Consider the following 23766-nt stretch of genomic DNA (forward strand, 5'->3'; position numbering starts at 1 on the left):
GAGCGGGCTACTTCTTGTTCTTCCAGTCCGCCAGCGCCTTGGAGACCTGATCCTTGGCGAAGAAGTTCGGGTCCTTCTGTCCCAGGTCCCACGCGGTCTGCGCGGCCTTGCGGGCCTCGGCGTACTTGCCCATCTGCGCCAGGACGCCGGCGCGGGTCCAGTGGGCGTACCAGGTGGGGTTGGTGGCCACGGCCGCGTCGGCGTGCTTCAGCGCGGCGGCGGGGTCCTTGCCGGCGCCCGCCAGATAGGAGGCCGCGCTCGTGTGCATGCTGGCCGCGCTCTTCTCCCCCTGCTCGATGTTGGCCTTCACCAGGGCGGCGGTGTCCACCTTGATGGGCACGGAGACGCGCAGCTTCTCCCACTCCAGGTCCAGCCGCGTGCCGGTGTCCGTGGTGTCGGAGAAGAGGTACGTCAGGCGCTCGCGCGCCGGAATCTCCGTGGTGGTGGCGCTCACCGAGGCCACGTCCTTGGACGCGTCATAGGGCGCGGCGCCCCGCCACAGGCCCAGGTCCGTGTTCAGCATCACCTTCCAGCCCTTCTGCGAAGGCAGGCTGACGATGGCGTAGGAGCCGGCCGGGACGGCCTTGTCGCCGAAGGTGACCGGGTGGCTGAAGGTGATCTTCGTCGCCGCGTTGGCGCCGCTGCGCCACGCCTTGTCATTGGGGACCAGCTCGCCCCAGATCTTCCGGCCCTTCACCGCGGGGCTGGAATATTCGATGGAGATTTCGGAGACCCCCACCTCCTGCGACACCTTCGCCCCGGGGCTGGGCGCCGGCAGCTTGAGCTGCGCCAGCGCGGGCATCGCCGACAGGATCATGAGCGCGGAGGCCATGCGGCCGAAAAGCGGGTTCCTCATTGTCTTCACTTCGTCCTTTCCGACCCGGGAGGGGTCGCGGAGCCGACGGAGTGTATAGACGAGGTTCCGCGCGGCCTCACCCTCCCAAATTGAAGGGACGCGGCGCCTGTGCTTGAAGAGTGCCCGGGCCGGGTAGCGCGCGGATGCATGAGGGGAAGTCCATGTCGGACGAGGGTGAAGGGCAGGACCTGCGGGACACGGTGAAGCGGCTGGAGGCGACGGTCGCCGCCCTGGAGACGCGGCTCGCGACCCTGGAAGCGCGGGAGGTGCCGGTGCCGCGCCCCGTGGCCACGCCCTCCGTTCCCGTCGCGGCGCCCCCGGTAACCGCCGCGCCCGAGCAGCGGGACCTGGAGGCGCATGTCGGCACCTACTGGCTGAGCCGCCTGGGCATCGTGGCGCTCATCATCGGCATCGCGTACCTCATCACCTACCACTTCGGGGAGCTGGGGATGCTGGCGCGCGTGGGCGCGGGCTACCTGCTCAGCGCGGGCCTGGGCGCGTTCGGGTTGTGGCTGGCGCGGCGGCACCAGTTGTTCGGCCGCATCGTCTTCGGCGGCGGTCTGGCGCTGGCGTACTTCGTCACCTACGCGCTGCACTTCATCCCGGCGGTGCGGGTCATCGACAGCGAGGTGCTGGCGCTGGTGCTGCTGGCGGGCTTCGTGGTGGCCATCGTCACCATCGCGCACCGGATGCAGTCGGAGACGGTGGCGGGCATCGCGCTGTTCCTGGGATTGCACACGGGGATGCTCAGCGACATCACCGCGTTCACGCTGCTGTCCACCACGCTGCTGGCGGCGGGCGCGCTGTTCTTCCTGGTGCGCAACCGCTGGGTCATCGTTCCCCTGTCCAGCCTGGTGGCCGTCTACAGCACGCACATCGTCTGGGCGGTGCGCACGGGCCACATGGCCCCGGGGGCTCCGGAGGATGACCGGCTGCTGTTGAGCCTGGGCTTCCTCTCGCTCTACTTCCTGCTGTTCTCCGTGGCCCTGCTCGTCCGCCCGCGCGACCTGCCCGTGCGCGCCAGCCTCGCGTTCACGCTGCTCAACTGGGTGGGCCTGACGTCGCTGGGCGCGTACGAGGTCTCCCAGGAGCAGGACTCGGGCCTCTTCACGTTCCTGCTCGTCGTCGCGCTGGCGCATGGCGCGGGGGCGGTCGTGTCGCGGCTCCAGCGTGCGCCCGCGGCGCTGACGCACGCGTACCTCGCGCTGACCGCGGTGACGCTCGCGCTGGCCATGCCCGCCCGCTACGACGACGTCGCGCTGGTGGCGGCATGGACGGTGACGGGGCTCGTCGCGGGTGTGGCGGCGCGCGGCGTGGCGTCCCCGGTGCTGCGCGGCGTGGGCGTGCTCATCCTCTACGTGGCGCTGGGCGCGTGTGAATGGGAGACGCCGGGACGGCTGACGCTGCTCGCCGGGCTGGTGGTGGCGTTCGTGCTGGTGGAGCGCGGCGGGACGGTGCGCGTCGCCGGCCTGCCCGAGCCCGAGGCCCGGACGCTCTTCACCGCCATCTGCGCGGTGGGCGCGGGGCTGTCCCTGGTGGCGCTGGTGGGCGCGAGGATGCCCGAGGGGCTCGTCACGCTGGGCTGGGTCATCGCCGCGTTCCTCCTCTTCGGCGTGGGCTTCGCGGTGCGCGAGCGCTGGTACCGGCTGGCCGCGCTCGCGGTGCTGGGACTTGGCCTGGGCCGGCTGGTGCTGGTGGACGTGGCGAAGCTGCCGCCGGATCAGCGCGTCCTGACGTTCATCCTGCTCGGCGTCATGCTGCTGCTCGTTTCATACACATACACCCGGCTGCGCGACCGGCGCGGCTGAGGACAGACACCCCACGGAGACGTCATGCGCGGTTGCCGACTGGATGCGTTGTTTCCCCCGCGAGTGCTGGGCTTCATGGCTTGGGGTGTCCTCGCGACCCAGGCGGGCTGCGCGCCCCTCCCAGAGCCGGAGCAGGACGACCTGGGCCGCGCCACGGCCGCCATCACCAGCGGCAACATCCTCTTCGTGGGCAACAGCTTCACGCACGGCAACGAGGAGCCCGCCTATTCGTACAACAAGGCCGCCGTCACCGACACGAACGGCTCCGGTCAGGGCGGCATCCCTGGCATCTTCAAGAAGCTGACCACGCAGGCCGGCTTCGCGTTCAACGTGAGCCTGGAGACGGCCAGCGGCCAGTCGCTCCGGTGGCACCACACCAACAAGGCGGCAATCATCGGCCAGGCCACCTGGAACGCCGTCGTGCTCCAGGAGCAGAGCACCACGCCGCTGCCCACGGCGCGCGGCGGCTCGCCCACGAGCTTCACGGATGCCGCGCGGGACCTGCGCACGCTGGTGCGCGCCGCGAACCCTTCCGCGAACCTGTTCCTGTACGAGACGTGGTCGTCCCCGGCGTCCGCCGGCACGCAGGGCTATCCGAGCGGCACCGCCGGGTTGCAGGCGATGCAGATCGACCTGCGCGACGCCTACTTCAAGGCCTTCCGCGACCTGGGTTTCACCGGCGTCGCCCGCGTGGGGGACGGCTTCATGCGCGCGGTGGACCAGAACCTGGCCGACCCGAACCCCGCGGATGGCATCTCCCCCGGGATGTTCAACCTGTGGAGCGCCCAGGACAGCCGGCACTCCAGCAAGTACGGCAGCTACCTGTCCGCGGCGGTGCTGTTCGCGAAGGTCACGCAGGCCGACCCTCGCACCCTGGCGACGGGCGCGGGCAGCGCGGCGGCGGACCTGGGCATCAGCGCGGCCGACGCGGCGAACCTCCACCGCGTCGCCTACGAGATCAACGCGCTGGCGGATCCGGTCGTGAGCGTCCCCACGCGCCTGCGCATCACCGGCGCGACGTTCTCGGGCTCGGTGACGGCGGGGACGCCGGCCAACCTCACCGGAGATGCTCAGCTCGCGTCGCTCACGACTTCGGAGGGGACGTTCACCAACCTCGTGGGCGCGACGGCCAATGGCATCACGAGCACCAACACGCCCAGCGCCCGGGGCATGGTGCCCGCGAACGCCAACGCGGCGGCCACGGGCTTGAGCGCCCATGACGGCGCGAACAACGTGAACACAGGCCACTTCCAGTTCGGCTCGGCCTTCACCGCGAAGACGCGCTTCTTCATCCTCGACAGCACGCCCACCTCCACTGCACTGGGCGACGACGCCACCGTCACGCTGGTCAACGCGTCCAACCAGGCCGTGGGCATGTACTCGCTGGCGCTGCTCGCGAGCGACTTCACCGTTTCGGCGGCGGGCAACGCCTCCACCGCGCTGGCGACCGTCTCGTACACGAGCGGCGTGGCCAGCCTCACCGGCAACCCGGTGGGCACGGTGCAGTCCAAGCTGGGAGGCGTGTCGTTCTCGCTGGCGGACCTGGGCGTGACGGACGCCGCGAACGTCAGCGGCGCCACTGGCCTGCGCATCTCCAGCGCCACGCTGGACCCGAACGTCGTCGGGCTCTACACCGTGCCCTGACGGGGCGGACTTCTAGATGTCGGTCTCCAGCCGCTCCGTCACCCGGTACTCCTGCCGGTAGGCCTTGCCCCCACGCTCGAAGGTCTCCACCACGGTGGCGCCGTCCTCGGAGATGACGAGGCGGTAGTTCGTGTCCGCCGTGGACGAGATCGCCCTGTAGGTTCCAAACGGGAGCAAGAAGGTCACCCGTGGGGGGCGGTCCGGACAACAGGCCGTCAACAGCGAGGAGGCCAGGGCACTCGTCAGCATGCCCGCGAGCACGATGCCGGCCTTCCTCATGGCGCCCTCTCCAGGGTGAGGTCCCGGTAGAGCTCGCCCGTGCCTTCCGTCGGCTCGGCCTCGAAGAGCGTGGCCTTCGCGAACTCGTTGGGCGCGCCCTCCGCCGGCCGCACGGCCCACACGTTGTAGACGGCGCCAATGGGGCCCGGCCCCTGCGCGGGGATGATGGAGACGCCATCCGCGGTCGCCGACACGAGGCGCAGCCGGATGCCCTCGGCTTCGTCATTCAGCGGATCACAGACATTGCCCTGGAGCTTCGCGCCCGCGAACAGGGGCCAGCCCAGCGCGAGCCCCGCGCAGAAGAGTGCCGCGGGCACGACCTTGCGACGATGCGAGGATGGAATTGGCATGGGCCGGGAGCCTGCTCCAACTCCGACGTGAAACGCCATACACCCCGGGAACAGGGTAGCCTTGTGTCTCTTTGCGTCAGGAGCCTTCATGAATCCCGCCTACCGCCGACAGAGCACCTTGCACCGGGGCTGCACGCTGAGCTGGTTCGTGGAGGGAGACGGGCCTCCGGTGGTGATGATCCAGGGGGTGGGCATCGGCGCCACCGGCTGGCGGCCCCAGGTGGAGGGGCTGGCCTCGCGCTTCCGCTGTCTCTGTCTGGACAACCGGGGCTTCGGCGCCAGTCAGCCCGCGGGCGACGCGCTGACGGTGGAGCTGATGGCGGAGGACGTGCTCGCGCTGATGGATGCGCAGGGGTGGAAGAGCGCGCACGTCATGGGGCACTCGCTGGGTGGGCTGGTGGCGCTGTACCTCGCGCACCGGGCCCGCGAGCGGGTGCGCAGCCTCGCGCTGCTGTGCACGTTCGCGACGGGCGCGGTGCCCACCCGGCTCACGCCGCGGATGCTGCTCATGGGCCTGCGCACGCAGCTCGGCACGCGGCGCATGCGGCGCCATGCCTTCCTCCGGATGGTGCTGGCGCCCCAGGAGCTGGAGCACGCCGACAAGGACGCGCTGGCGGCGCAGCTCGCGGAGCTGTTCGACCATGACCTCGCGGATCAGCCCCCCGTGGCGATGCGCCAGTTCCGCGCCATGGCGAAGGCGGACGCCACGCCGTTCCTCCAGGGGCTGGCGGGCCTGCCGACCCTGGTCGTGAGCGCCACGCACGACCCCATCGCGCCGCCCACCGCCGGGCAGGCCCTGGCGGTGGGAATCCCTGGTGCGCGCTTCGTGGAGGTTCCCAATGCCTCACACGGCGTCACGCTGCGCTTCGCGGCGCGCGTCAACGCACTGCTGCGGGAACACCTGGACGCCGTGGAGGACTCCCTTCAGGTCGCGCGGTCCGGGTAGCGCCTGGTCACGGAGGACAGGGCCGGTCGAAGTACAGCGCCAGCCGGGGCCACACCGCGTCCGACGCGCCGTAGGGCGAGTAGAACTCCACACCGTCCGAGGAGTCGCTGCGCAGCCCGAACTCCAGCCGGAACCCCGTGCCGTTGCCCCCCAGCGTGCCACTGCTGTTTCGCACGAGCTCCGTCATGTCCAGCTTCACCGTGGTGAACCGGGGGATGGGCCCCATCTGCGCGATGGGGGTGGGCTCCAGTTGGGGACGCGAGTTCCAGGTGCGGCTCCCTGGCGTCCAGGTCCCCGGCACCACCCTGTAGAGGCCGGGGCCGTGCTGGGTGCCGTCATCGCGCGAGCTGAAGGCCAGGACCGCGCGTTTGATGTCACGTCCACGCGGGTCCACGATGAAGCTGAGGAAGGTCTCACGTGCCACGTCCGCGTCCACCCAGAGCGACGTCTTGCGGGACAGGCGTGAGTCCGGCGAGGACTCGGACACGTAGAACACGCGGTCCGGGTGATACACCTCGTAGCTCTCCACCAGGGTGCCGGGCGTGCAGTTGGCGGGCTCCGTGTTGACGAAGAGGATGGGCCGCAGCTGCTCCAGGGTGCTGTTGCGCGACACGAAGCTGGCGCCGTCCGGCGAGCCCATTCCCACGCCGAAGCTGTACGTGCCGTCCCCCTGCACCACCTCCGTGGCGTCCAGCTCCACCCAGGACTCGTCCTCGACAGGGAGCGACGAGTGAATCACCGGCCCGCCTTGATACAGGGGGCGGTTGTCCCAGGTGATGGTGGATTCGGTCCAGGTGTTGGACACGGGCCACGCGGTCAGCGTGCTCTTGGAGCCAGTGGTCGCGTACAGGCGCAGCTTCGCGTTGTTCACGGGCGCGCCCAGCCCCACGAAGTCGAAGCGCAGGAAGGACTCGGAGGCGGGAGAGCCGTCCGCGCGCAGCCGCGTGGTGTCGCCGTAGTTCGTCTGCTCCGAGCTCGCGTCCGTCCGTGCGTCAGCGCTCGGGCGGGCGGAGTTCGTCCGGCCCGGTGACAGGGCGGAGGCCTGTTGCCCCTCGGGCATCGGGGCCACCTCCTCGTCCGCGAGCTCCAGTGCGTCCAGGTCGCCCGCCTCCTCTCCTTGCGGCCCACAACCCGTTCCCGCCAAAAGCAGCAGGCCCAGGCCCGCCACGCTCCCCGCGCACTTCAGTGCCATACCCACCCCCAGGATGTACCCGCGCGAAGTGCATCCCGTATGCCCACGAAACAACGTCTCAACCCGAGGCGAGCGGGGAAGCGCGGGTGCGTGAGGAGGACACGCCGGTACAACGCGAGGGCATCCGGCCTGCCCAGGGGAGGAACGGCCTTGGGTCGATCTGGTTTAGGCTCGTGGCCAGCCCTATGAGCCAAGACTCCACGCCCCCTGTCGCAGAGAAACACGGTCCGCTCGGTCCGCTCGCGCTGTCGCTGTCCGGCGGCGGCTATCGCGCGGCGGCGTTCCACCTGGGGACGCTGCGGTTCCTCGACACCGTGGGACTGCTGTCGGATGTCGTGGGCCTGTCCACGGTGTCCGGCGGAACGCTCACGGGCCTGGCCTGGGTGGTAAGCCAGCTGGACGGCAAGCCGTTCAAGGTGTTTCACGAGACGTTCTCCGCGTACCTGCTGCGGACGAATGTGATTGCCGAAGCGCTGACCGTGCTGACGTCCAACCGCGATCACGGCAGCCATGCGTGGGCCAGCCTCATCCGGTCCGCCTCGGACGTGTATGCCCGGCCCGACTTCCTCGGCGACCGGCGCCTCGGAGAGGTCCTGGACGCCAGCGGGCTCCAGCTCCAGGAGGCCACCTTCAACACCACCGAGTTCCACTCGGGCCTGGACTTCCGCTTCCGGCGCAGCGGCAACCCGAGCACGATCCTCGGCAACAACAGCTACCGGCTGCCGCGCCCGGTGGCGCAGCACGTGCGGCTGGCGGATGTCGCGGCCGCGTCGTCCTGCTTCCCGGGCGGTTTCGAGCCGCTGGTCTTCCCGCAGCAGTTCCACTGGCCCCAGGCCTACCCGCTCGACACCGCGCTGGCGGCGCTGGGGCCGAACTTCCAGAGCGGCCTGCCGCTGATGGACGGCGGCATCTATGACAACCAGGGCATCGACAGCCTGTTGCTCGCGTACGCCCGAGTGGATCCGCCGCCCACGCTGGTCATCTCCGACGTCAGCGTCCAGAGCTCGCAGATGTACAACGTCCCGGAGAATCCCACGAAGCGCGGCTGGGTGACGCTGAATGGCATCTCCTGGATGGCATATGGGCTGTTCTTCCTCACCCTGCTCTCCGCCGCCATCCTGGCGTGGCGAGGGTTCGAGACCGCCCGCGAAGGGAACTGGGAGCCCCGGGACTACTTCCTCTATCTGATTCCCGGGGTGCTGACCGCGTCGGTGGCGACGGCGCTGGTCTGGGGCCGTGCCCGCCTGGAGGACGTCATGGCCCTGCTCAAGCGGCAGATGGACCTGGACGTCTGGCCGTCGTTCAAGAAGCTCACGGTGCTGGAGTTCGCGCAGATGCTGGTGCTGCGCGTGACGTCGATGCTGGCGCTGACGTCGCAGGTGTTCATGAAGCGGGTGCGCGGGCTGGTGTTCGGTCAGGTGTATGGGGACACGCGGTTCAAGGACCGGCGCATCTCCAACCTCATCGGCGCGCTCACGGTGGACCGGCCGAACCTGTTCGCGAAGCACCCCTGGCTCAAGCCCGGAGCGCACCTGGTGTCCCTGGGCACGCAGGCCTGCCAGATGCCCACGACGTTGTGGTTCACGTCCCCGGCCCAGTTCACGACGGTGGAGGGCGCCGGAGCCGCCACCATCTGCTTCGTGCTCCTGCGCCACATCGTGGAGCACCACGTGGGACAGTACGAAGCCCCGGGCCAGCCGCTGAATGCCCTGTACCAGCGCCTGCGCCAGGAGTGGGCCGTGCTCAACCAGGCCGGCGCGCCGTCGACGGAGCGGCAGGTCGTGGCGGCCTAGTCTTCTGAATGGGAGGGCGCCATGACGCGAGAGCGAAATATCGATGCCCTCCCTGGCGATGAGGAGGGCGTGGTTCGACGCTGCGAGCGCGAACTCGCGGTCGCGGTCCGGAGCGTCCTCGATGTCAGGCATCCCAATGAGCGTTGGTCGCGCGTGGACTCCGTGGCCCTGGCATTGGAGTACCTGCTGCGTGTGCGCCTGTCCGAGCTTGAAGCGGCCCAAGGCTTCGGAAGCCCCGACGGACTCCTGGTGCGCCGACTTGAGGCCTCATCTCCACGATCGCTTGAGCTCAACGGCTGGGTCATCGAGGTGACAACCCAGAGGTGTGAGCCCTTCGAGGCCCGGGTGGAGTTGACGGACGACGGGGCGGACATCCGTACCTACCGGCTCGCACTGGTCGACGCCGGGAAGGGACTCCAGCGGCTCCCGGTCGACTCGCGCGAGGTACGCCTGGAAGAGCCTGCCGTGGGGGATTGGCTCCTCGTTTGGAGATGCCTCGGGTAATGCGTGCATTGGCGGATGCCATGAGTAGGATTCGGGCAGCCCCCTGCCCGGAGACCCGATGGCATCCCCCACCGACACGCAGGACCCCATCGAGCGCATCTACCGCGTCTGCGAACAGGTGCCCTCCGGACAGGTGGCCACCTACGGAGACATCGCCGCCATCGTCGGTGGCGGCTGTGATGCGCGCACCGTGGGGCACGCGATGGCGGCGCTCGGCTCGCGCGCGGCGACCGTGCCCTGGCAGCGGATCATCAACCGCACGGGAGGCATCAGCACCTCCGGCCACCGCCAGCGCGAGCTGCTGGAGGCCGAGGGCGTCGCCTTTGACGACGCGGGCCACGTGCGCATGGATGCGCACCACTGGAAGGGCCCGAGCGAGGCCTGGGCACGCGCCCACGGCTTCACCGTGCTGCCGCCCCGGGACGCGCCCGCACCCGACGCGCAGCTCAAGCTCTTCTAGGGCTCACGGACCGTCCAGGCATGCGGGCACGAGGCGAAAGCGCTCGGCTGCCCGTCTGCTTTTCAGCGCGGAGTAAAGGCGTCAGCCTTGTGTCCCCGCCAACTGCTTGGACCTCCGAAGAATGTCCTCTCCCCTGCTCCGCTGGGGCCTCGTGCTCCTCGTTTGTCTGCTGGCCCCCGTGGGGTTCGCGAAGGAAGTGAAGGTCCGCAAGGCGAAGGCGAAGGCGCCGCGCCTGGTGCGGATCCACAGCGGCCACCGGCTCCACCGCGACGCGGCGGCGGCCTTCGAGCGCATGGCGGCGGAGGCGCGCACGGCGGGGCAGCCGTTGCTGGTGACGAGCGGGTGGCGTTCGTACCAGAAGCAGCGCTACCTCTGGCGTCTGTACCGCAAGGGGCTGGGGCCCAAGGCCGCGCGGCCGGGCCGCTCCAATCACAACCGCGGGCTCGCGGTGGACCTGGTGGTGGGCAGCGAGGAGGCGTCGCCCACGTATGACTGGCTCGCGGGCAACGCCTGCCGTTTCGGCTTCCGCCGCACCGTGGCGTCGGAGCCATGGCACTGGGAGTACCGGCCCCGGAGCACCTCCACGCCCGAGTCCGGCGAGGACTGCCTGGGCCGTCCCCTGAACGTGGGCCCCACGCCCGCCGTGGTCCGCCAGGACGCGAGCTAGGCGCGGTCCGTGGGCGTGCGAGGCGGCAGCTCCACGATGAACGTCGCCCCCTGCCCCGGCTCGCTTTCGACACGGATGCTTCCGCCGTGTGCCTCCACCAACTGGCGCGTGATGAAGAGCCCCAGGCCAAGCCCTCCGTAGTTGCGGGAGGCGGCGCGCTCGAAGCGCTCGAAGATGCGGGCCTGGGCTTCGAGCGGAATGCCCATGCCGTGGTCCTCGACGACGAGCCGCGCTCTTCCCTCGTGGCTCGTCACCTCCATCCGGATGGGCCGCCCCGCGCCGTACTTCATCGCGTTGGTCAGCAGGTGGAGCATGATCTGCTCCATCCGCAGCCGGTCCCATGCGCCCCATACCGGCTCCGGCGCCAGCAGCTCGAACCGGCAGCCCGCCTTCTGGAACTGCTCCGCCAGGTGGTCCGTCACGTCCCGCGCCAGCGACGTCAGGTCCAGCTCCTCCGGGCGCAGGGTGAGCCGCTTCTCGTTGATCCGCGAGACGTCCAGCAGGTGCTCCGCCAGGTGTGACAGCCGCTGGAGCTGGGATTTGAAGACCTCCAGCAACTTCGCCACCCTCTCCACGGGCAGCGTGCGCGAAGCCGCGACGGCGGACTCCAACTGCTGCACGCGCAGCCGCATGGAGGTGAGCGGGGTCTTCAGCTCGTGCGAGGCGATGGACAGGAACTCATCCCGCGCACGGATGGACTCCTGCGCCGAGCAATACAGCTGCGCGTTGTCGATGGCGACGGCGGCCCTGCGGCCCAGCTCTTCCGTCAACGCCAGCTCCGCTTGCGTATACGTGCGCCCCGGCGCGGGAGAGACGAGGTACAGCACGCCCAGGGTGCGGCCTCGCGCCCTGAGGGGCACGCCGAGCGTCGGCCGGCCCTGGAGCGTCCGCACCAGCGCCCAGCGCTCCTCCGCCAGCCCCAGCGGATCCAGCAGCCCCTTCGACGCCTCGGACGTCTCCAGGCTCCCGGTGGACACGATGTGGGCGGGACCATGGGGCGCCTCCGGATCGGGCGGGTGACGCTGGAGGAACTCGCGCACGGCCGCGGCGCGGGCGGGTGAATGGTCCGCCATCGCCACCGGCCGCAGGGGCTCCGTCTCCGTCCGCACGAAGACGACACACAGGTCCGCGAGCACGGGCACCGCCAGCTCCGCGACGCGCTGGAGCGTGGTCTCGTAGTCGAGCGAGGCCACCAGCTCGCGGCTCGCCTCGGCGAGGAAGCGCTGGGAGACCTCCATCTGCTTGCGCTCGGTGATGTCCGTGGCGATGCCGCAGAGCGCGTAGACCGTGCCCGTCGCGTCGCGGAGCGGGAACTTCTGCGTGAGGTGGATGTGGATGCCGTCGTCGTGGGCCAGCCGCTCCTCCCGCTCCACGGAGACGCCGGCCTTGAAGATGTCCCGGTTGGCCCGGTGCAGGGCCTCGGCGATGTCCGGGCGGAAGACGTCGAAGACGGTCCTCCCCGCGACCTGCTCCCGGGTGCGGTGGAAGAGCCGCTCCCATTCTCGGTTCACGAACAGGAACCGCTCCTGGGTATCCAGCAGGAAGAACACCGTCGGCGCGTTGTCCAGGATGGCGCGCAGCCGCTTCTCGCTCTCCAGCAGCGCGCCCTCCGTCCGCTTGCGCTCCGTCACGTCGATGAGCACCGCGAGCGAACGGACCACCTTGCCGGAGACGTCCCGCTCCGCGATGGCGGACAGCAGCACGTCGATGGGCTCTCCGTTCTTCTTCATGATCTGGTACGGCACGTTCCAGCAAGCCCCCGTCCTGAAGTACTCGGGGAGGACGACCTCTCGCGCGAAGCGACGGGACTCCGGCGTCAGGAACTCCACCGAGTCGTGCCCGAGCACCTCCGCGCGCTCGTAGCCCAACGTGCTCAACCAGCAATCGCTGACGCTGATGAGGCGCCCATGCGTGTCGATGGAGTGCATCATCACGGGCGTGTTGTTGTAGAGCGACCGGTACTTGTCGCCGGCCGACCGCAGCGTGTCCTCGAACCGCTTGCGGTCGGTGACGTCGCTGACGACGGAGACCCCGCCCCGGACCTCGCCTGTCTCGTCGCGAACCGGGCTGGAGCTGACGTGCAGCCAGGTCCCCGCCGGCCGCTCGGCGTTGCACAGGAAGACCTCCTCGCGACTGACGACCTCGCCACGGAGCGCCCGGCTCATGGGCAGGCGCTCGGGCGGATAGAGCGTGACCTGGTCCGGCAGATAGAGCCCGTAGTGCTCGGGCCAACGGCTGACAGGCTTGTCCGTGGGCCCCATGCCCAGGATGAGCTCCGCCTTCGGGTTCATGAACACGAGTCGCTGCAGGTCGTCCGCCACCATGAGCCCCTCGCCCATGCTGGCGAGGACGGCCTCCAGGAGTCGGCTCTGCCCTCTCGGCGTGGCGCTCGGGGACGGATGCGCGGGGCTGTCGTGCAAGCGATCCATGGGACGTGTGGCTGGAACGGACTCCTCCCTCTCCAACGATGGGGGCTCGCCAGCCCATGTGCCAGACGTCGCTTGCCTCTCTCCCAGGCGCGGGCGTGACACTGTCACCTGCCATCCGGGGGCACGGGTTGGACAGGAATTCCTGGGTGAGAGCAGGATTCCGGGCCGTGAACTCCTACACGATGGTGCACCTGGCGCTCAGCGGCGCCTTCACCGTGCTCGCGCTGGTGCATTTCGCCACGTGGGTGGCGGTGCGTTCGCAGCGCGTCCAGCTCTGGCTGGCGTGCAGCTTCCTGGGCTTCGCGGCCATCAGCCTCACGGCGGGCATGACACGCGCCGAAACCGCGGTGACGCTCACGGACTCGCGCGCGTGGCTGCTGTTGGGGGCCCTGACTTCGATTCCCCTGCCCTACACCCTGCTGCGCGTCGTCTGGTCGCTGCTGGACCTGCCGCTCACGCGCTGGCGGCGGACCGTGCTGGGGGTGGCGGTCGCGCTGGGCGCGGTGCGGGTGCTGGACGTCGTGCGCTCGCTCGGGGCCTCCGCCGTGGAGGGGATGACCGCGAACCAGTTGGAGCACGCGACCGCGGAGCTGGGGCTGCCCCTGTTCTGGCTGCTCTCGGTGGGCGTGGGAACGCTCTGGACCGTCGAGGCGGCGCGGCTGCTGAAGCGGCGGGGCGCGATGGCGGCGGCCGTGCTCGCCGCGGCGCTCTGTGCGCTGGCGCTCCTGCTGCGAGAGCTCGCGGTGGACCTCGGGTGGGTGGATGGCTTCCACGTGCTGCCGCTGGTGGGGCTGCCGTTCCTGCTGCTGTCCTCCACGGCGCTGGCCATCCTGACGGCGCGCTCGTTGCGCGGCGCGGACCTGGGGACGGGCATCCACCGCTACCGGCGGCTCTCACGCCTGGGGCGAGGCGGCATGGGCGAGGTATGGCTGGCATTGCGCACCGGCCGGGCGGGCTTCCACCGGCTGGTCGTCCTCAAGCGGATGCTGGAGGGGGACGACGGGGACGAAGCGGAGTCCGCGGAGGTCCGCGTGCAGCGCTTCATCGGCGAGGCGCGCACCTCCGCGCGCCTGCACCACCCGAACATCGTGTCCGTCCATGACCTGGGCCAGGTGGACGGCGCGTGGTTCATCGTCATGGAGTACCTGAGCGGCGTGAACGTGCTGGAGCTCGTCCAGCGCGCCACGAGCGCCGGGGCGCTGCCGCTGGAGGTGATGGTCGAGATCTGCCAGCAGGCGCTGCGCGGACTGGCCTACGCCCACGAGCAGGGCGTCACCCACCGGGACATCAGCACGGACAACCTGGTCGTCTCCTTCGACGGCGTGGTGAAGGTGGTGGACTTCGGCATCGCCCAGCGGGCCGGGGCGCCCCCGGAGCGAGTCACCGGGGTGTCCCGGCCGGCTGGCGACGGCCGCCTCACGCAGGTGGGCGGCATCATCGGGAAGCTGGCGTACATGCCTCCCGAGCGGATGGAAGGTGCCGACGCGACTCCGTCCGGTGACCTCTTCGCGCTGGGCTGCGTCCTCTTCGAACTGCTCACGCGCACGCTGTCGCGGATGATGCCTCCATCCCCCAGCCAGTTGAAGGCCGTGGAGCGGGTGGAGGCTCCCGAGGCCTCGCGCATCCTCCGGCAGGTCCTGGAGGTGGCGCTCCAGCCGCACCCGGAGCACCGCTTCGCGAGCGCCAGCGCCTTCCACCGGGCGCTGGAGCCGGTGCGTCAATTGTTGCCGGCGGTGGACCTCGCCGTCTGGCTGCGTGCGAACTCCCCGGAGCGTTGGGCCCGTGAGCAGCGATTGCTGGCATTGAGCGACCCCACGCCCGGAGAGGTGGAGGCCCTGCTGCGGAGCAGGCCCTCCGTGGCGGCAACCGTGGTCTCGGACACGCTCGAGACCACGGCGCCCACCGAGGTCATCGCCTCCAGGCCTGTGGCGGAAGAACCCACCCTGCCGCTCCGGTCGCGACGCTGAAGCGGACGGACGGCCCGCGCTGAATCACTGTAGGTCCTTGAGCAGGGCCGCCTGGAGCGCCTTCCGGTTCTCGGGGAAGTGCTGGTTGGGATAGGGCCGCGCGCCGCTCAGGATGGCTTCGTACTGCGGGTACATCGGGTCGGAGCGCGCGGGTTCCTGCTGATAGAAGGCGCGGTTGGCCTGAAGCAGGTAGCGAGGCCGGGTGCCCGCGGGGCCGTCCTCACTGAAGGCGATGAGGCTGCGCGTCGCGGGGGCCTGCATGAACGACGTGAAGGCCCGGGCGTCCTCCGCGCACGTCCCGGTGCAGCTCGCGTTGAGCACCAGCGCGTCCACGAAGACCGCGGGCGCGGAGCCCGTGCCCAGCGGAACCGAGATGACCTCCGGGAGCGGCATGGAGGGATTGGCCTTGAGGATGTAGAACAGCCGCTCGGTGTAGCCCATGAAGCCGTTGGCCTGCTCCGCGGCGAAGGACTCTTCCGCCACCGAGTTGTCCGCGTAGGTGCCATCCAGGCACGGGTTCACGCCCGCCTCGAGCGAGCAGCTGTCGACGACCTCCTCGAACGCTCCCACCGTCGCGGAGTCGAGCGGCAGGGAGATGGCCTTCGCGAGCGCATCCCCCGGATGCGTGTCCGCCCAGGCATCGATGTACGAGGAAGGCAGCGTCCAGCTCCCATCGAGGTTCGTCGCCAGCGGGCGCTTGCCAGGAGCCGCCTCGCGGAGGATCCGCACCAGCGACGCGCTGTCGGTGGCCGAGCGGATGTTCGTGGTCCGCGAGTAGACGACGTTGGTGCACAGGTAGGTGGGCACGCCGTAGCTCTGGCCGTCGATGCGGACAGCCTCCTCGGCCGCGGGATGCATGACGCCCGCCTCCGGCCCGACGGGCTGGATCCACCCCTTCGCCGCGAGCGAGCCAAGCAGCAGCGTGTCCACCTCCACCACCTGGGCGGCCCCAGCCTCCGCGCCAAGGAGCTTGTTCAGCGTCCCCCCTTCATCCAGGTCATAGACATCCAGGCTGGCGTCGAACACGACGTCCAGGTCGATCTCCGGATGGGCCTTCTCGAAGTCCGTCTCCAGCCGCTGCTCCAGGCTGGCGAAGTTGTCCCCGACGGAATCCGGGATGTATGGGAACAGGACTGCCTTCAGCGGACGCCTGGGCGTGGGGTCGGGATCAGAAGACTCCGAGCAGGCGCTCAGGAACAGGACAACGGGGAGGCTCAGGGTTCTCCAGCTCATGACAGGTGACCTCTCTTGATTGGATGATGGTCCGACGATGCGTGATCCGAAGCGGATGCTGGCGGTGGGGGTGTTCCTGGCGGCGGTGCCCGCCTGGGCCAGTGACATGAGCGGGCTCGTCGGGCTCGTGTTGCTCCCGCCTGTCTACCTGTGGGTCCTCATCGCGGGCATCATCGGCCTGACGGTGAGCCAACCCCGCTCCGCGCGAATCTCCATGGGCGTGCTGGTCGTCGGCGGGCTCCCCGCCCTGGGCGCGGCGCTGCTCGGCATCGCCGCCTCCTTCCACGACGACGAGCTGCAGCACGAGACGATGTTCGCTTACGCGGTGGGCGCGATCGTCCTGTTGATCGCGTCCCACGCATGGGCCTTCCGGCGGCTCCTCACGCTCTTGCCGAAGCGTGAGGAGAACTCCTAGCGCGCGAGGAAGGCGCGCATCGCGGAGACGACCTCCGCATGCCGCGTGAGCCAGAGGTAGTGTCCCGCCCCTGGGAGCGTGACCACCTTCCAGTTCGGCAGGCTCTTGAGCAGGGCCTCCTGGGCGGCCTCGTGCTGGCGCAGCTCCGGGAGGAAGACCCGGGCCCGCTCGCGCAGGTCGGCCGGGACGTTCTCCGCCTGGGACAGGTATGCCACCCAGCCCGCGAAGGCCTGATCGTCGGAGATGGCCAGCACGGGGCTCCGCAGCTTCGCGTAGTCCGGCTCGGCCGAGCCCCGGATGCTCTGCTCGGTCGACTCGGGATGCCGGTGGTAGCGCAGGTATGCACCGGTGGTGGCGTCGAACTCATACGCCTGATCAATCTCGTGCGGAGGGAACGGTCCGCCCAGGTCGCGCGCCAGCAGCGCCGTCACCGCCTCACGTGATGGCTGCCCGTCCAGCACCGTGAACGGCAGCGGCGGCAGCGGACCGGGCTTCAGGAACGTGGCGATCTCCCCCCGGTTGTCCGTGGCGTCCAGGAAGATGAGCGCCTCCACCCGGTCCGGATGGTTCAGCCCCATCCAGCTCAACTCATCCCCCGCGAGCGAGTGCCCCGCGAGCGTCGCCTTCTGGAGGCCCAACCCATCCAGCGCGGCCAGCACGTCGTGCCCCAGCGTCGCGCTGTCGTAGCCGGTCGCGGGCCAGCTGGACGCGCCAAAGCCTCGCCGCGTGAAGGCATAGACGTGGTGCGTGGCGAGGAACTCCGGCGCCAGCACGTCGTAGACGTGGCCGGTGCTCCCCAGGCCCGGCAGGAACACCAACGCCGGCCCCTTGCCGCCATAGTCGAGCACCTCCAGCTCGACCTCCGGCGCCACCTTCACCCGACGCACCTGGTGCAGCGGATCCACTGTGCCGCCCGGCCGCGGCGACGGAGTGGTGGCACAGGCGGAGAGCAACAACACCCACGACAGACGGAGCCAGGACGTTCGCATGGGCGACAACCTTTGCATGGCCCCTTGCGACAACGGAACAGACTCAAATCCGCAAATCACGCCTGACCCGACTTCAGCGCAAATTTCCACCCCTCGCTGAATCCCCCCTGGAGACAGATGATGCGCTTCAACTGGATGACGTGGTCCCCTGCCCTGCTGGTGTCCGCGGGCCTGATGCTGGCCGCGTGCGGCGGCGCGGAGGTGGAGGCGCCCGGGCCGGACGTGTCTGCCATTGGCACGGTGGAGGGCGAGGCGAACTCTCCCATCTACGACCGGGCGCGCGCGTTCGCCGCCGCCAATCCCAAGCGGGACGGCGGTTCGTGGAACCAGTGGTGCGGGTCGCTGATGGTGCGCTTCGGGCAGCTCCCGGACTCCGCCGTGCGCCCCACGGCCATCGAGGCGTACCGCGCGTCGCGCATCGTCTCCCTGGACGCGTCCAAGGCGCTGACGGGGGCGTTCCACTGGTGGGACATCGGGTCGGCGGGCCATGTGGGCGCGGACTTGAACGGCGGTGGCGGCACGGTGTTCATGGCCACGTACAACCTCTCCCAGTCGTGGGGGGATGCGATTGGCGTCAACAGCGTGTCCGGGTACTCGGCGAAGACGGGCGCGCGCTACCTGGGCTGGTCCATGGACTACGCGGGCGGGAAGATCGCGGGCGGTGGCCAGGCGCCGGGCGGCTCCAGCAGCCTGCCGCAGACGACCACCGAGTTCGACGGCATCCCGGGTGAAATCTATTACAAGCGCATCCAGACCGTGGGCCAGCGCGACTACGGCTACACGGGGCCCATCGACGGCGTGACGGGCCCCAACACGGAGAAGATCCGAGTGCGCATCACCGCGCGCGAGTTGAACCGGCGCGGCGGCCCGCGCACCTCCGCCGAGGACGATGGCATCCCTGGCTCCATCTACTGGACCCGTGTGCAGACGGTGGGCCGCGAGTTCGGCTACACGGGCCCCATCGACGGCATCCCTGGCGCGAACACCTCCAAGGCCGAGCACAAGATTTGCGCGTACGCCGTGAACCGCGCGTTCTGACCGCGCGCCGGTGCCCACGGCGCGGTGCGTGATCCGCGCTGTCACCGTCGCCTTGCATGGGGGCCTCGGGGTAGCGTGCGGCCCTCTCCACGGAAGAGGGGGCCCATGCGCGTCGTACCGTCCGTCCTGGAATCCGTCACCGTTCACGCCGAGGGCGCGCTGTGCACCCGCGCCCTCGTGCTCTCGCCCGAGAACGGGCGCCTGCCCGGCCAGGTCCGCGTCGACGGGCTGCCCCTCGCGCTGCGCACGGGCTCGCTGCGCGCCCGGGTGGTGGAGGGGCCATCGGGGCTCCTCGTCCGCGACCTCAAGCCCACGTTCGACGTGCGGCTCCCGCCAGAGTCGGAGCTGCCCGCCGAGCAGCACTCGCTCGAAGCGGCGGAGGCCACGCTGTCGGCCGTGCACAGCCGGCTGGAGCGGGTGCGCGCCGAGATCCAGGCGCTCCGGGACCTGACGCCCACGTGGCCGGCCCAGCGCAAGGGCCATCCCCCGCGCGAGGCTCCGCTGACGGCGATGCTGTCGCTCACGGGCTTCGTGGACGCGGAGCTCGCGCAGCTGCAGGCCCAGGAGCTGGACCTGGCGCGCCAGCACCGCGACGCCACGAACGAACTGGAGCTGCGCCGCCGCCGCGTGCAGGAGCTGTCCTCCGCGCGGAGCGTGGACCGGGCCCGGCTGTTCCGCGCGGCGCTGCTGACGCTGTCCGGCCCCATCGCGGCGGACAGGGATGCACGGCTGCTGCTGGAGTACGCCGTGGCCGGCGCGCGCTGGGTGCCCACCTATGACCTGCGCCTGCCACGCACGCTGGAGGAAGGCACGCTGCGCATGCGCGCCGCCGTCATCCAGCGGACCGGCGAGGACTGGACGGGAGTACGCCTGTCCGTCTCCACCGCGAGCCTGGAGCGGCGCGCGGAGGTGCCGGAGCTGAAGTCGCTGCGCATCGGCCGCAGCCAGCCGCCGCCCGCGCGCTCGGGATGGCGCGAACCCGCGCCGGGCCTGGAGGAGCTGTTCGCGGGCTACGACACCCTGCATGGGGCGCTCCCGCAGGCGGGGCTTCTGAAGCAGGCGCCCATGGCTCCGCCGTATGAGGAGGAGCCCCTTCCGGAAGCGGATGAGGACGGCTACGAGGAGCAGGAGGTCTCCAAGGAGATGTCCACGTTCGGAGGCGCGCCAGGAGGTGCGCCCAGCGTGTCCCGCCCGCCTCCGCCGCCCGCCCCCATGGCGGCACCGAAGTCCTCGGGCGCCTTCCTGGGCGGCGTCCGTCCCTCCGTCCCCCGCCGTAGTGAGACCGGCGCCATCCCCGAGCAAGCGCCGAGCAGGTCCGCACCCCGGGGCGGTGGCGGCATGGAGCGCATGCGCAGCAAGAAGCGCGCGGTCATGGCGGAGAGCGTCGAAGTCGCGCCGATCAAGGACCTGCTGGGCAGCGACGACGACGACGCCGGAGCCGTGGATGAGCTCAGCGGTGCGGCCAGCCTGGAGCCGGCCGACAGCCTGTTCGACTACGACTCGCTGACACTGGCCTCCGCGGCCTCCGCGGAGCAGCGGGGCCGGCTGCGTCCCCGCCCCGCGCTCGTGTCGCAGGCGATGCTGTCCTTCACCTCCGTCAACGTGCGGGTGGAGGTGGTGCGCCTGGAGGCCCAGGCCTTCACCGTCGCCGAGTCCATCCACACCGTGGCGCCCCCCACCTGGGCCGTGCCGCCGCGCGAGTCCGCCCGCCACTTCGATGCGCGCTTCGACGCGGAGGCCGTCGCGGACGTGCCGTCCGATGGCGCCTGGCACACCGTGCCCATGCTCACGGTGCCCCTGGAGCTCAAGGCCGAGTACGTGTGCGTGCCCTCGGTGGAGCCGCGCGTCTTCCGGACGGTGCGGATGGACAACGCCTCGCCGCACCCGCTGCTCGCGGGGCCCGTGGACGTCACGCTCGGGGACGAGTTCCTGATGACGTCCCCGCTGCCCACGCTGGGGCCGGGCGAGACGCAGCGCTTGGGCTTGGGCGTGGAGGAGGCGCTCCAGGTGGCGCGAAACACGCGCTTCGAGGAGGCCACGGGCGGCATGTTCGGCAACAGCACCGTGCTCACGCACCACGTCACCGTGGACGTGGCCAACCACCTGTCGCGCCCCGCGAACATCGTCATCTCCGAGCGCGTTGGCGCGGTCCCCGAGTCCCAGAAGGACCTCAAGGTGGAGGAGGCGGAGGTGGTGCCGCCCTGGCAGAAGCCCACGCCCCTGCCAGGTGAAGCGGCGGTGGAGGGCGAGCGCGTGTGGCGCGTGAGCGTCCCCGCCGGAGAGAAGCGTTCCATGAAGGCGACGTGGGTCGTGAAGCTGCCCGCCAGCAAGATGCTGAACGGCGGGAACCGGAGGACGTGATGCGCACTTCCATTCTGTTGCCCCTGGTCAAGGTGACGGTCCTGGAGGACCGGGCCCTCATCGAGCGCAGCGGCGCGGTGACGCTGCCTCCGGGCCCCTGCCGCCTCGTGGTGGACGGGCTGCCGGCGGTGGCGGTGGACCGCTCGCTCCAGGCGAAGCTCACCGGCGGCACCGTGACCCAGGCCAGCCTGCGCCGCACGATGCGCGCGGTGCTGCCCGAAGCGCTGCGCGAGCACCACTCGGAGCTGGCCCGGCGCGCCTTTGAACGCGAGCAGGTGCTGGCCCGCGCCCAGGCGGAGGTCCGTCGCCTGGAGGCGAGGCACGAGCTGCTGGAGACCGCGCGCCAGGACATCCTGCGCGCCATCTCCGAGCGCACCGGCGCCGGTGAGGCGGATCCGGCGCAGTGGAAGGAACAGCTCGCGACGATCCGCAAGGAGCAGACCGCGGCGGATGATCAGCTGCGCCAGGCCCGCCGTGAGCTGGGGCGTCTGGAGCGGCAGCACATCCAGGAGAGCCGCGACGTGCTGGCGCGCACGGAAGCGCCGGAGCCCACCGTGGACGTGCGTGCGGAGCTGGACGTGAACCACGCGGCGGGCGGGGAGGCGACGTTGACGCTCAGCTACCTGGTGCCGTGCGCCGCGTGGCGGCCAGCCTACCGCGCGGTGCTGGAGAGCGCGGAGGCTTCGGCGTCCACGGTGACGTTGGAGTGCGAGGCCGTCGTCTGGCAGAACACCGGCGAGCCGTGGAAGGACGTGACGCTGGCCTTCTCCACGGCGCGGCCCACGCTGGGGGCCACGCCGCCCCGGCTCACCGAGGACTGGCTGACCCTGCGGGACAAGACGGCGCGCGAGAAGCAGGTGGTGGACGTCTCCGTCCGCGAGGAGTCGCTGCAGGAGACGGGTGAGGCGGGGGTGAAGGCCGCGGACGCCCTGCCCGGCATGGACGACGGCGGCGAACCGGTGACGCTGTCCGCGCCGCACAAGGCCACGGTGCCCTCGGATGGCGAGGCCCACCGCGTGGCGCTGTTCTCCTTCACCGCGCCCGCCACGTCGGAGCTCGTGGCCTGCCCCGAGCATTCGCCGCTGGTGCACCGGGTGGCGCGCTTCGACAACACCGGACCGGCGGTGCTGCTCGCGGGGCCGGTGGACCTGGTGCGCGCCAATGGCTACGTGGGCCGCGCGCAGCTCAGGTTCGCGGGCCGGAACGAGCGCGTGAAGCTGGGCTTCGGCAGCGAGGACTCGCTGCGCGTGTCGCGGCAGCAGGACACGGGCGCGGAGATCGCGCGCATCACGGGCCGCCGCACCATCACGCAGAAGATGAAGTTGATCGTCTCCAACATGGGCGCGAAGCCCGCGGCGCTCGCGGTGGAGGAGCGCATGCCGGTGTCGGAGGTGGAGGCGGTGGAGGTGTCGCTGCTCAAGGACGCCACGAAGCCCGCGCCCACGAAGGTGAACGCCGACGGCATCGTGCGCTTCGAACTGACCGTGCCGCCGCGCTCCCGGCAGACCGTGACCTTCGGCTTCGCGGTGGCCAGCACCTCGAACATCGTGGGCCTGTAGGGAGCCATGCCCTTCGCGACAAGGTCCGGCCGCCGCATCCACTACGAGGTCCAGGGCCACGGCCCTCCCCTGCTCCTCCTCCACGGCCTGCTCCAGCTGGGCTCGCACTGGTCGCTCAAGGGCTACGGGCCCGCGCTGGCGGACGCGTACACGGTGGTGACGTTCGACTCGCTGGGGCATGGCCAGAGCGACACGCCGCATGAGCTGGAGGCCTACGGGCTGCGTCGCCGGGTGGAGGACGCGCTGTCGGTGATGGATGCGCTCTCCATCGACCGGGCGCATGCGTGGGGCTACTCGATGGGCGGCTGGACGGTGTGTGGCCTTGCCTCCTTCGCGCCGGAGCGGCTGGCGTCCTACGTGGTGGGCGGGTGGGATCCGACGGTGGGCCTGCCCGTGGCGTACGCGGCGCTGGACAAGCAGCTCCGGCCCGGGAAGGACGTGGACTGGTTCCAGGTGCTCCTCTTCGGCGCACGGCGCGCGCCGGAGCTGGCGGAGGCCATCGATACAGGGGACCTGGAGGCACTGCGGCTGTGCCTGAAGGCCTGTGAGCAGTCGGCGGGCCTGGATGAAGCCCTGATCCGATCCGGACGGCCGGGGCTGCTGTATTGCGGCGCGCTGGACCCGTATCACGACTCGATGAAGGCCGTGGCCGCGCGGGCCGGCGCGGCGTTCGCGACCATCGAGCACGCCGACCATGGCGGGGCCTGGGCGAAGGCACCGAAGGTGCTTCCCCACGTCCTGCCGTTCCTGGCCTCCGTCGCGCGGTCCTGATCAGTTCGCGGACTGGATGGCGATCACGCGGACGTCGACGTCCTTGCAGGCGTCGTCCCTGCACTCGCCATGGAGCCACGCCTCGCCCTGGCCGAACATCACGCCCTGCTCGTTGACGAAGAGGTCCGCGTAGCGCTGCCGGGTGATGACGTTGGCGATGACCGGCGTGACGATGGCGTCGTAATGCCGGATGAAGGACGCGGCGTCTGGCAGCTTCACCCTCCTGCCTCCAAGGGTCGCGGTGAAGGGATACGCCACCAGGGCCGAGACCGCCTTCGCGTCGTGCGCGGCCACCGCCCTCTGGAACGCGGCGAAGACCTGCTCGTACTTCGCGGGCCCACCGAGGACGGCCCGGATGCGGGCGTTGACCGCGGCGGTGGCTTCGTCCGCGACGACGGCGTTGGGAGGCGCGGGAGGCCGTGCGGCGGCCACGGGCGGTTCAGCACGTTGACAGGCGGCTGCGGACACGAGGACGACGGCGGCAAGACGCGGAGGCTTCGTCTGC

At 70.5% G+C, this 23766-nt stretch carries 21 protein-coding genes; 13 read left to right on the plus strand and 8 right to left on the minus strand.

What is annotated here, in order from left to right; genetic code table 11:
• Window positions 1-7 precede the first annotated feature (7 nt).
• Window positions 8-865 carry a DUF2911 domain-containing protein gene (locus JYK02_RS11415; RefSeq protein WP_207050955.1) on the minus strand — a complete coding sequence of 286 codons (858 nt, stop codon included), beginning with the start codon at window positions 863-865 and terminating at the stop codon, window positions 8-10.
• A gap of 152 nt (window positions 866-1017) precedes the next feature.
• On the opposite strand from JYK02_RS11415, the gene JYK02_RS11420 reads away from it, so the two are divergent.
• Both JYK02_RS11420 and JYK02_RS11425 read left to right on the plus strand, forming a co-directional pair.
• The gene (locus JYK02_RS11420; RefSeq protein WP_207050956.1) at window positions 1018-2664 is read left to right on the plus strand and encodes a DUF2339 domain-containing protein; all 1647 of its coding nucleotides are present in this window, start codon (window positions 1018-1020) and stop codon (window positions 2662-2664) included.
• A gap of 75 nt (window positions 2665-2739) precedes the next feature.
• On the plus strand, window positions 2740-4308 hold the full coding sequence (locus tag JYK02_RS11425; RefSeq protein WP_242588654.1) for a cell division protein FtsK: 1569 nt from the start codon (window positions 2740-2742) through the stop codon (window positions 4306-4308).
• A 12-nt stretch (window positions 4309-4320) separates the two neighbouring features.
• On the opposite strand, the gene JYK02_RS11430 is transcribed toward JYK02_RS11425, so the two are convergent.
• Together JYK02_RS11430 and JYK02_RS11435 are read right to left on the minus strand one after the other, a co-directional pair.
• Complete coding sequence (locus JYK02_RS11430; protein ID WP_207050958.1) at window positions 4321-4587, minus strand: hypothetical protein; 267 nt, start codon at window positions 4585-4587, stop codon at window positions 4321-4323.
• Complete coding sequence (locus tag JYK02_RS11435) at window positions 4584-4937, minus strand: hypothetical protein (RefSeq protein WP_207050959.1); 354 nt, start codon at window positions 4935-4937, stop codon at window positions 4584-4586. Before JYK02_RS11435 ends, JYK02_RS11430 begins: the two co-directional genes overlap by 4 nt.
• 88 nt (window positions 4938-5025) lie before the next feature.
• Here JYK02_RS11435 and JYK02_RS11440 point away from each other — a divergent pair, with 88 nt between their 5' ends.
• Complete coding sequence (locus JYK02_RS11440; RefSeq protein ID WP_207050960.1) at window positions 5026-5883, plus strand: alpha/beta fold hydrolase; 858 nt, start codon at window positions 5026-5028, stop codon at window positions 5881-5883.
• 7 nt (window positions 5884-5890) lie between these two features.
• Here the strand turns inward: JYK02_RS11440 and JYK02_RS11445 are convergent, their stop codons facing one another.
• A complete protein-coding gene (locus JYK02_RS11445; RefSeq protein ID WP_207050961.1) occupies window positions 5891-7075 on the minus strand; it encodes a DUF7594 domain-containing protein in 1185 nt (394 codons plus the stop codon).
• Window positions 7076-7260: 185 nt separating this feature from the next.
• Between JYK02_RS11445 and JYK02_RS11450 the strand changes: the two genes are divergently transcribed.
• The 4 genes from JYK02_RS11450 (at window position 7261) to JYK02_RS11465 (ending at window position 10499) form a co-directional block, all read left to right on the plus strand.
• Window positions 7261-8868 carry a patatin-like phospholipase family protein gene (locus JYK02_RS11450; RefSeq protein WP_242588655.1) on the plus strand — a complete coding sequence of 536 codons (1608 nt, stop codon included), beginning with the start codon at window positions 7261-7263 and terminating at the stop codon, window positions 8866-8868.
• 21 nt (window positions 8869-8889) lie between these two features.
• A complete protein-coding gene (locus JYK02_RS11455; protein ID WP_207050962.1) occupies window positions 8890-9372 on the plus strand; it encodes a hypothetical protein in 483 nt (160 codons plus the stop codon).
• Between the two features lie 58 nt (window positions 9373-9430).
• Entirely contained in the window at window positions 9431-9832 is a 402-nt protein-coding gene (locus JYK02_RS11460) for an MGMT family protein (protein WP_207050963.1), read from the plus strand.
• A gap of 121 nt (window positions 9833-9953) precedes the next feature.
• Entirely contained in the window at window positions 9954-10499 is a 546-nt protein-coding gene (locus JYK02_RS11465) for a M15 family metallopeptidase (protein ID WP_207050964.1), read from the plus strand.
• On the opposite strand, the gene JYK02_RS11470 is transcribed toward JYK02_RS11465, so the two are convergent.
• On the minus strand, window positions 10496-12928 hold the full coding sequence (locus JYK02_RS11470) for a PAS domain S-box protein (RefSeq protein WP_207050965.1): 2433 nt from the start codon (window positions 12926-12928) through the stop codon (window positions 10496-10498). The genes JYK02_RS11465 and JYK02_RS11470 overlap by 4 nt on opposite strands.
• A 167-nt stretch (window positions 12929-13095) precedes the next feature.
• Between JYK02_RS11470 and JYK02_RS11475 the strand changes: the two genes are divergently transcribed.
• Window positions 13096-14895, plus strand: a complete 1800-nt coding sequence (locus JYK02_RS11475) for a serine/threonine-protein kinase (protein WP_347402467.1) — start codon at window positions 13096-13098, stop codon at window positions 14893-14895.
• A gap of 24 nt (window positions 14896-14919) precedes the next feature.
• On the opposite strand, the gene JYK02_RS11480 is transcribed toward JYK02_RS11475, so the two are convergent.
• Window positions 14920-16128, minus strand: a complete 1209-nt coding sequence (locus JYK02_RS11480; protein WP_207050966.1) for an extracellular solute-binding protein — start codon at window positions 16126-16128, stop codon at window positions 14920-14922.
• Between the two features lie 37 nt (window positions 16129-16165).
• Here JYK02_RS11480 and JYK02_RS11485 point away from each other — a divergent pair, with 37 nt between their 5' ends.
• Window positions 16166-16543 carry a hypothetical protein gene (locus tag JYK02_RS11485; protein ID WP_207050967.1) on the plus strand — a complete coding sequence of 126 codons (378 nt, stop codon included), beginning with the start codon at window positions 16166-16168 and terminating at the stop codon, window positions 16541-16543.
• Here JYK02_RS11485 and JYK02_RS11490 read toward each other — a convergent pair.
• A complete protein-coding gene (locus tag JYK02_RS11490; RefSeq protein WP_207050968.1) occupies window positions 16540-17532 on the minus strand; it encodes an alpha/beta fold hydrolase in 993 nt (330 codons plus the stop codon). The genes JYK02_RS11485 and JYK02_RS11490 overlap by 4 nt on opposite strands.
• A gap of 117 nt (window positions 17533-17649) precedes the next feature.
• Here JYK02_RS11490 and JYK02_RS11495 point away from each other — a divergent pair, with 117 nt between their 5' ends.
• The 4 genes from JYK02_RS11495 to JYK02_RS11510 all read left to right on the plus strand — a co-directional run bounded on the left by JYK02_RS11495 (window position 17650) and on the right by JYK02_RS11510 (window position 23261).
• Window positions 17650-18570, plus strand: a complete 921-nt coding sequence (locus tag JYK02_RS11495) for a hypothetical protein (RefSeq protein ID WP_242588656.1) — start codon at window positions 17650-17652, stop codon at window positions 18568-18570.
• A gap of 105 nt (window positions 18571-18675) precedes the next feature.
• Window positions 18676-20931 carry a DUF4139 domain-containing protein gene (locus tag JYK02_RS11500; RefSeq protein ID WP_207050969.1) on the plus strand — a complete coding sequence of 752 codons (2256 nt, stop codon included), beginning with the start codon at window positions 18676-18678 and terminating at the stop codon, window positions 20929-20931.
• Window positions 20931-22490 (plus strand): mucoidy inhibitor MuiA family protein, encoded by a 1560-nt coding sequence (locus tag JYK02_RS11505; RefSeq protein WP_207050970.1) that lies wholly within the window; start codon window positions 20931-20933, stop codon window positions 22488-22490. Before JYK02_RS11500 ends, JYK02_RS11505 begins: the two co-directional genes overlap by 1 nt.
• A 6-nt stretch (window positions 22491-22496) precedes the next feature.
• Entirely contained in the window at window positions 22497-23261 is a 765-nt protein-coding gene (locus JYK02_RS11510) for an alpha/beta fold hydrolase (protein WP_207050971.1), read from the plus strand.
• On the opposite strand, the gene JYK02_RS11515 is transcribed toward JYK02_RS11510, so the two are convergent.
• Complete coding sequence (locus tag JYK02_RS11515) at window positions 23262-23693, minus strand: hypothetical protein (protein WP_207050972.1); 432 nt, start codon at window positions 23691-23693, stop codon at window positions 23262-23264.
• Window positions 23694-23766: the final 73 nt, after the last annotated feature.

Source organism: Corallococcus macrosporus, from assembly GCF_017302985.1.
GTDB classification, from domain to species: domain Bacteria; phylum Myxococcota; class Myxococcia; order Myxococcales; family Myxococcaceae; genus Corallococcus; species Corallococcus macrosporus_A.

Excerpts from the sequence above, each read along its gene's own strand:
- JYK02_RS11460 (WP_207050963.1), top strand. The coding sequence starts at position 9,431 with ATGGCATCCCCCACCGACACGCAGGACCCCATCGAGCGCATCTACCGC.
- JYK02_RS11510 (WP_207050971.1), top strand. The coding sequence starts at position 22,497 with ATGCCCTTCGCGACAAGGTCCGGCCGCCGCATCCACTACGAGGTCCAG.
- JYK02_RS11420 (WP_207050956.1), top strand. The coding sequence starts at position 1,018 with ATGTCGGACGAGGGTGAAGGGCAGGACCTGCGGGACACGGTGAAGCGG.
- JYK02_RS11440 (WP_207050960.1), top strand. The coding sequence starts at position 5,026 with ATGAATCCCGCCTACCGCCGACAGAGCACCTTGCACCGGGGCTGCACG.
- JYK02_RS11455 (WP_207050962.1), top strand. The coding sequence starts at position 8,890 with ATGACGCGAGAGCGAAATATCGATGCCCTCCCTGGCGATGAGGAGGGC.
- JYK02_RS11425 (WP_242588654.1), top strand. The coding sequence starts at position 2,740 with ATGGCTTGGGGTGTCCTCGCGACCCAGGCGGGCTGCGCGCCCCTCCCA.
- JYK02_RS11445 (WP_207050961.1), bottom strand. The coding sequence starts at position 7,075 with ATGGCACTGAAGTGCGCGGGGAGCGTGGCGGGCCTGGGCCTGCTGCTT.
- JYK02_RS11465 (WP_207050964.1), top strand. The coding sequence starts at position 9,954 with ATGTCCTCTCCCCTGCTCCGCTGGGGCCTCGTGCTCCTCGTTTGTCTG.
- JYK02_RS11485 (WP_207050967.1), top strand. The coding sequence starts at position 16,166 with ATGCGTGATCCGAAGCGGATGCTGGCGGTGGGGGTGTTCCTGGCGGCG.
- JYK02_RS11430 (WP_207050958.1), bottom strand. The coding sequence starts at position 4,587 with ATGAGGAAGGCCGGCATCGTGCTCGCGGGCATGCTGACGAGTGCCCTG.
- JYK02_RS11505 (WP_207050970.1), top strand. The coding sequence starts at position 20,931 with ATGCGCACTTCCATTCTGTTGCCCCTGGTCAAGGTGACGGTCCTGGAG.
- JYK02_RS11490 (WP_207050968.1), bottom strand. The coding sequence starts at position 17,532 with ATGCGAACGTCCTGGCTCCGTCTGTCGTGGGTGTTGTTGCTCTCCGCC.
- JYK02_RS11435 (WP_207050959.1), bottom strand. The coding sequence starts at position 4,937 with ATGCCAATTCCATCCTCGCATCGTCGCAAGGTCGTGCCCGCGGCACTC.
- JYK02_RS11500 (WP_207050969.1), top strand. The coding sequence starts at position 18,676 with ATGCGCGTCGTACCGTCCGTCCTGGAATCCGTCACCGTTCACGCCGAG.
- JYK02_RS11450 (WP_242588655.1), top strand. The coding sequence starts at position 7,261 with ATGAGCCAAGACTCCACGCCCCCTGTCGCAGAGAAACACGGTCCGCTC.
- JYK02_RS11495 (WP_242588656.1), top strand. The coding sequence starts at position 17,650 with ATGATGCGCTTCAACTGGATGACGTGGTCCCCTGCCCTGCTGGTGTCC.
- JYK02_RS11470 (WP_207050965.1), bottom strand. The coding sequence starts at position 12,928 with ATGGATCGCTTGCACGACAGCCCCGCGCATCCGTCCCCGAGCGCCACG.
- JYK02_RS11480 (WP_207050966.1), bottom strand. The coding sequence starts at position 16,128 with ATGAGCTGGAGAACCCTGAGCCTCCCCGTTGTCCTGTTCCTGAGCGCC.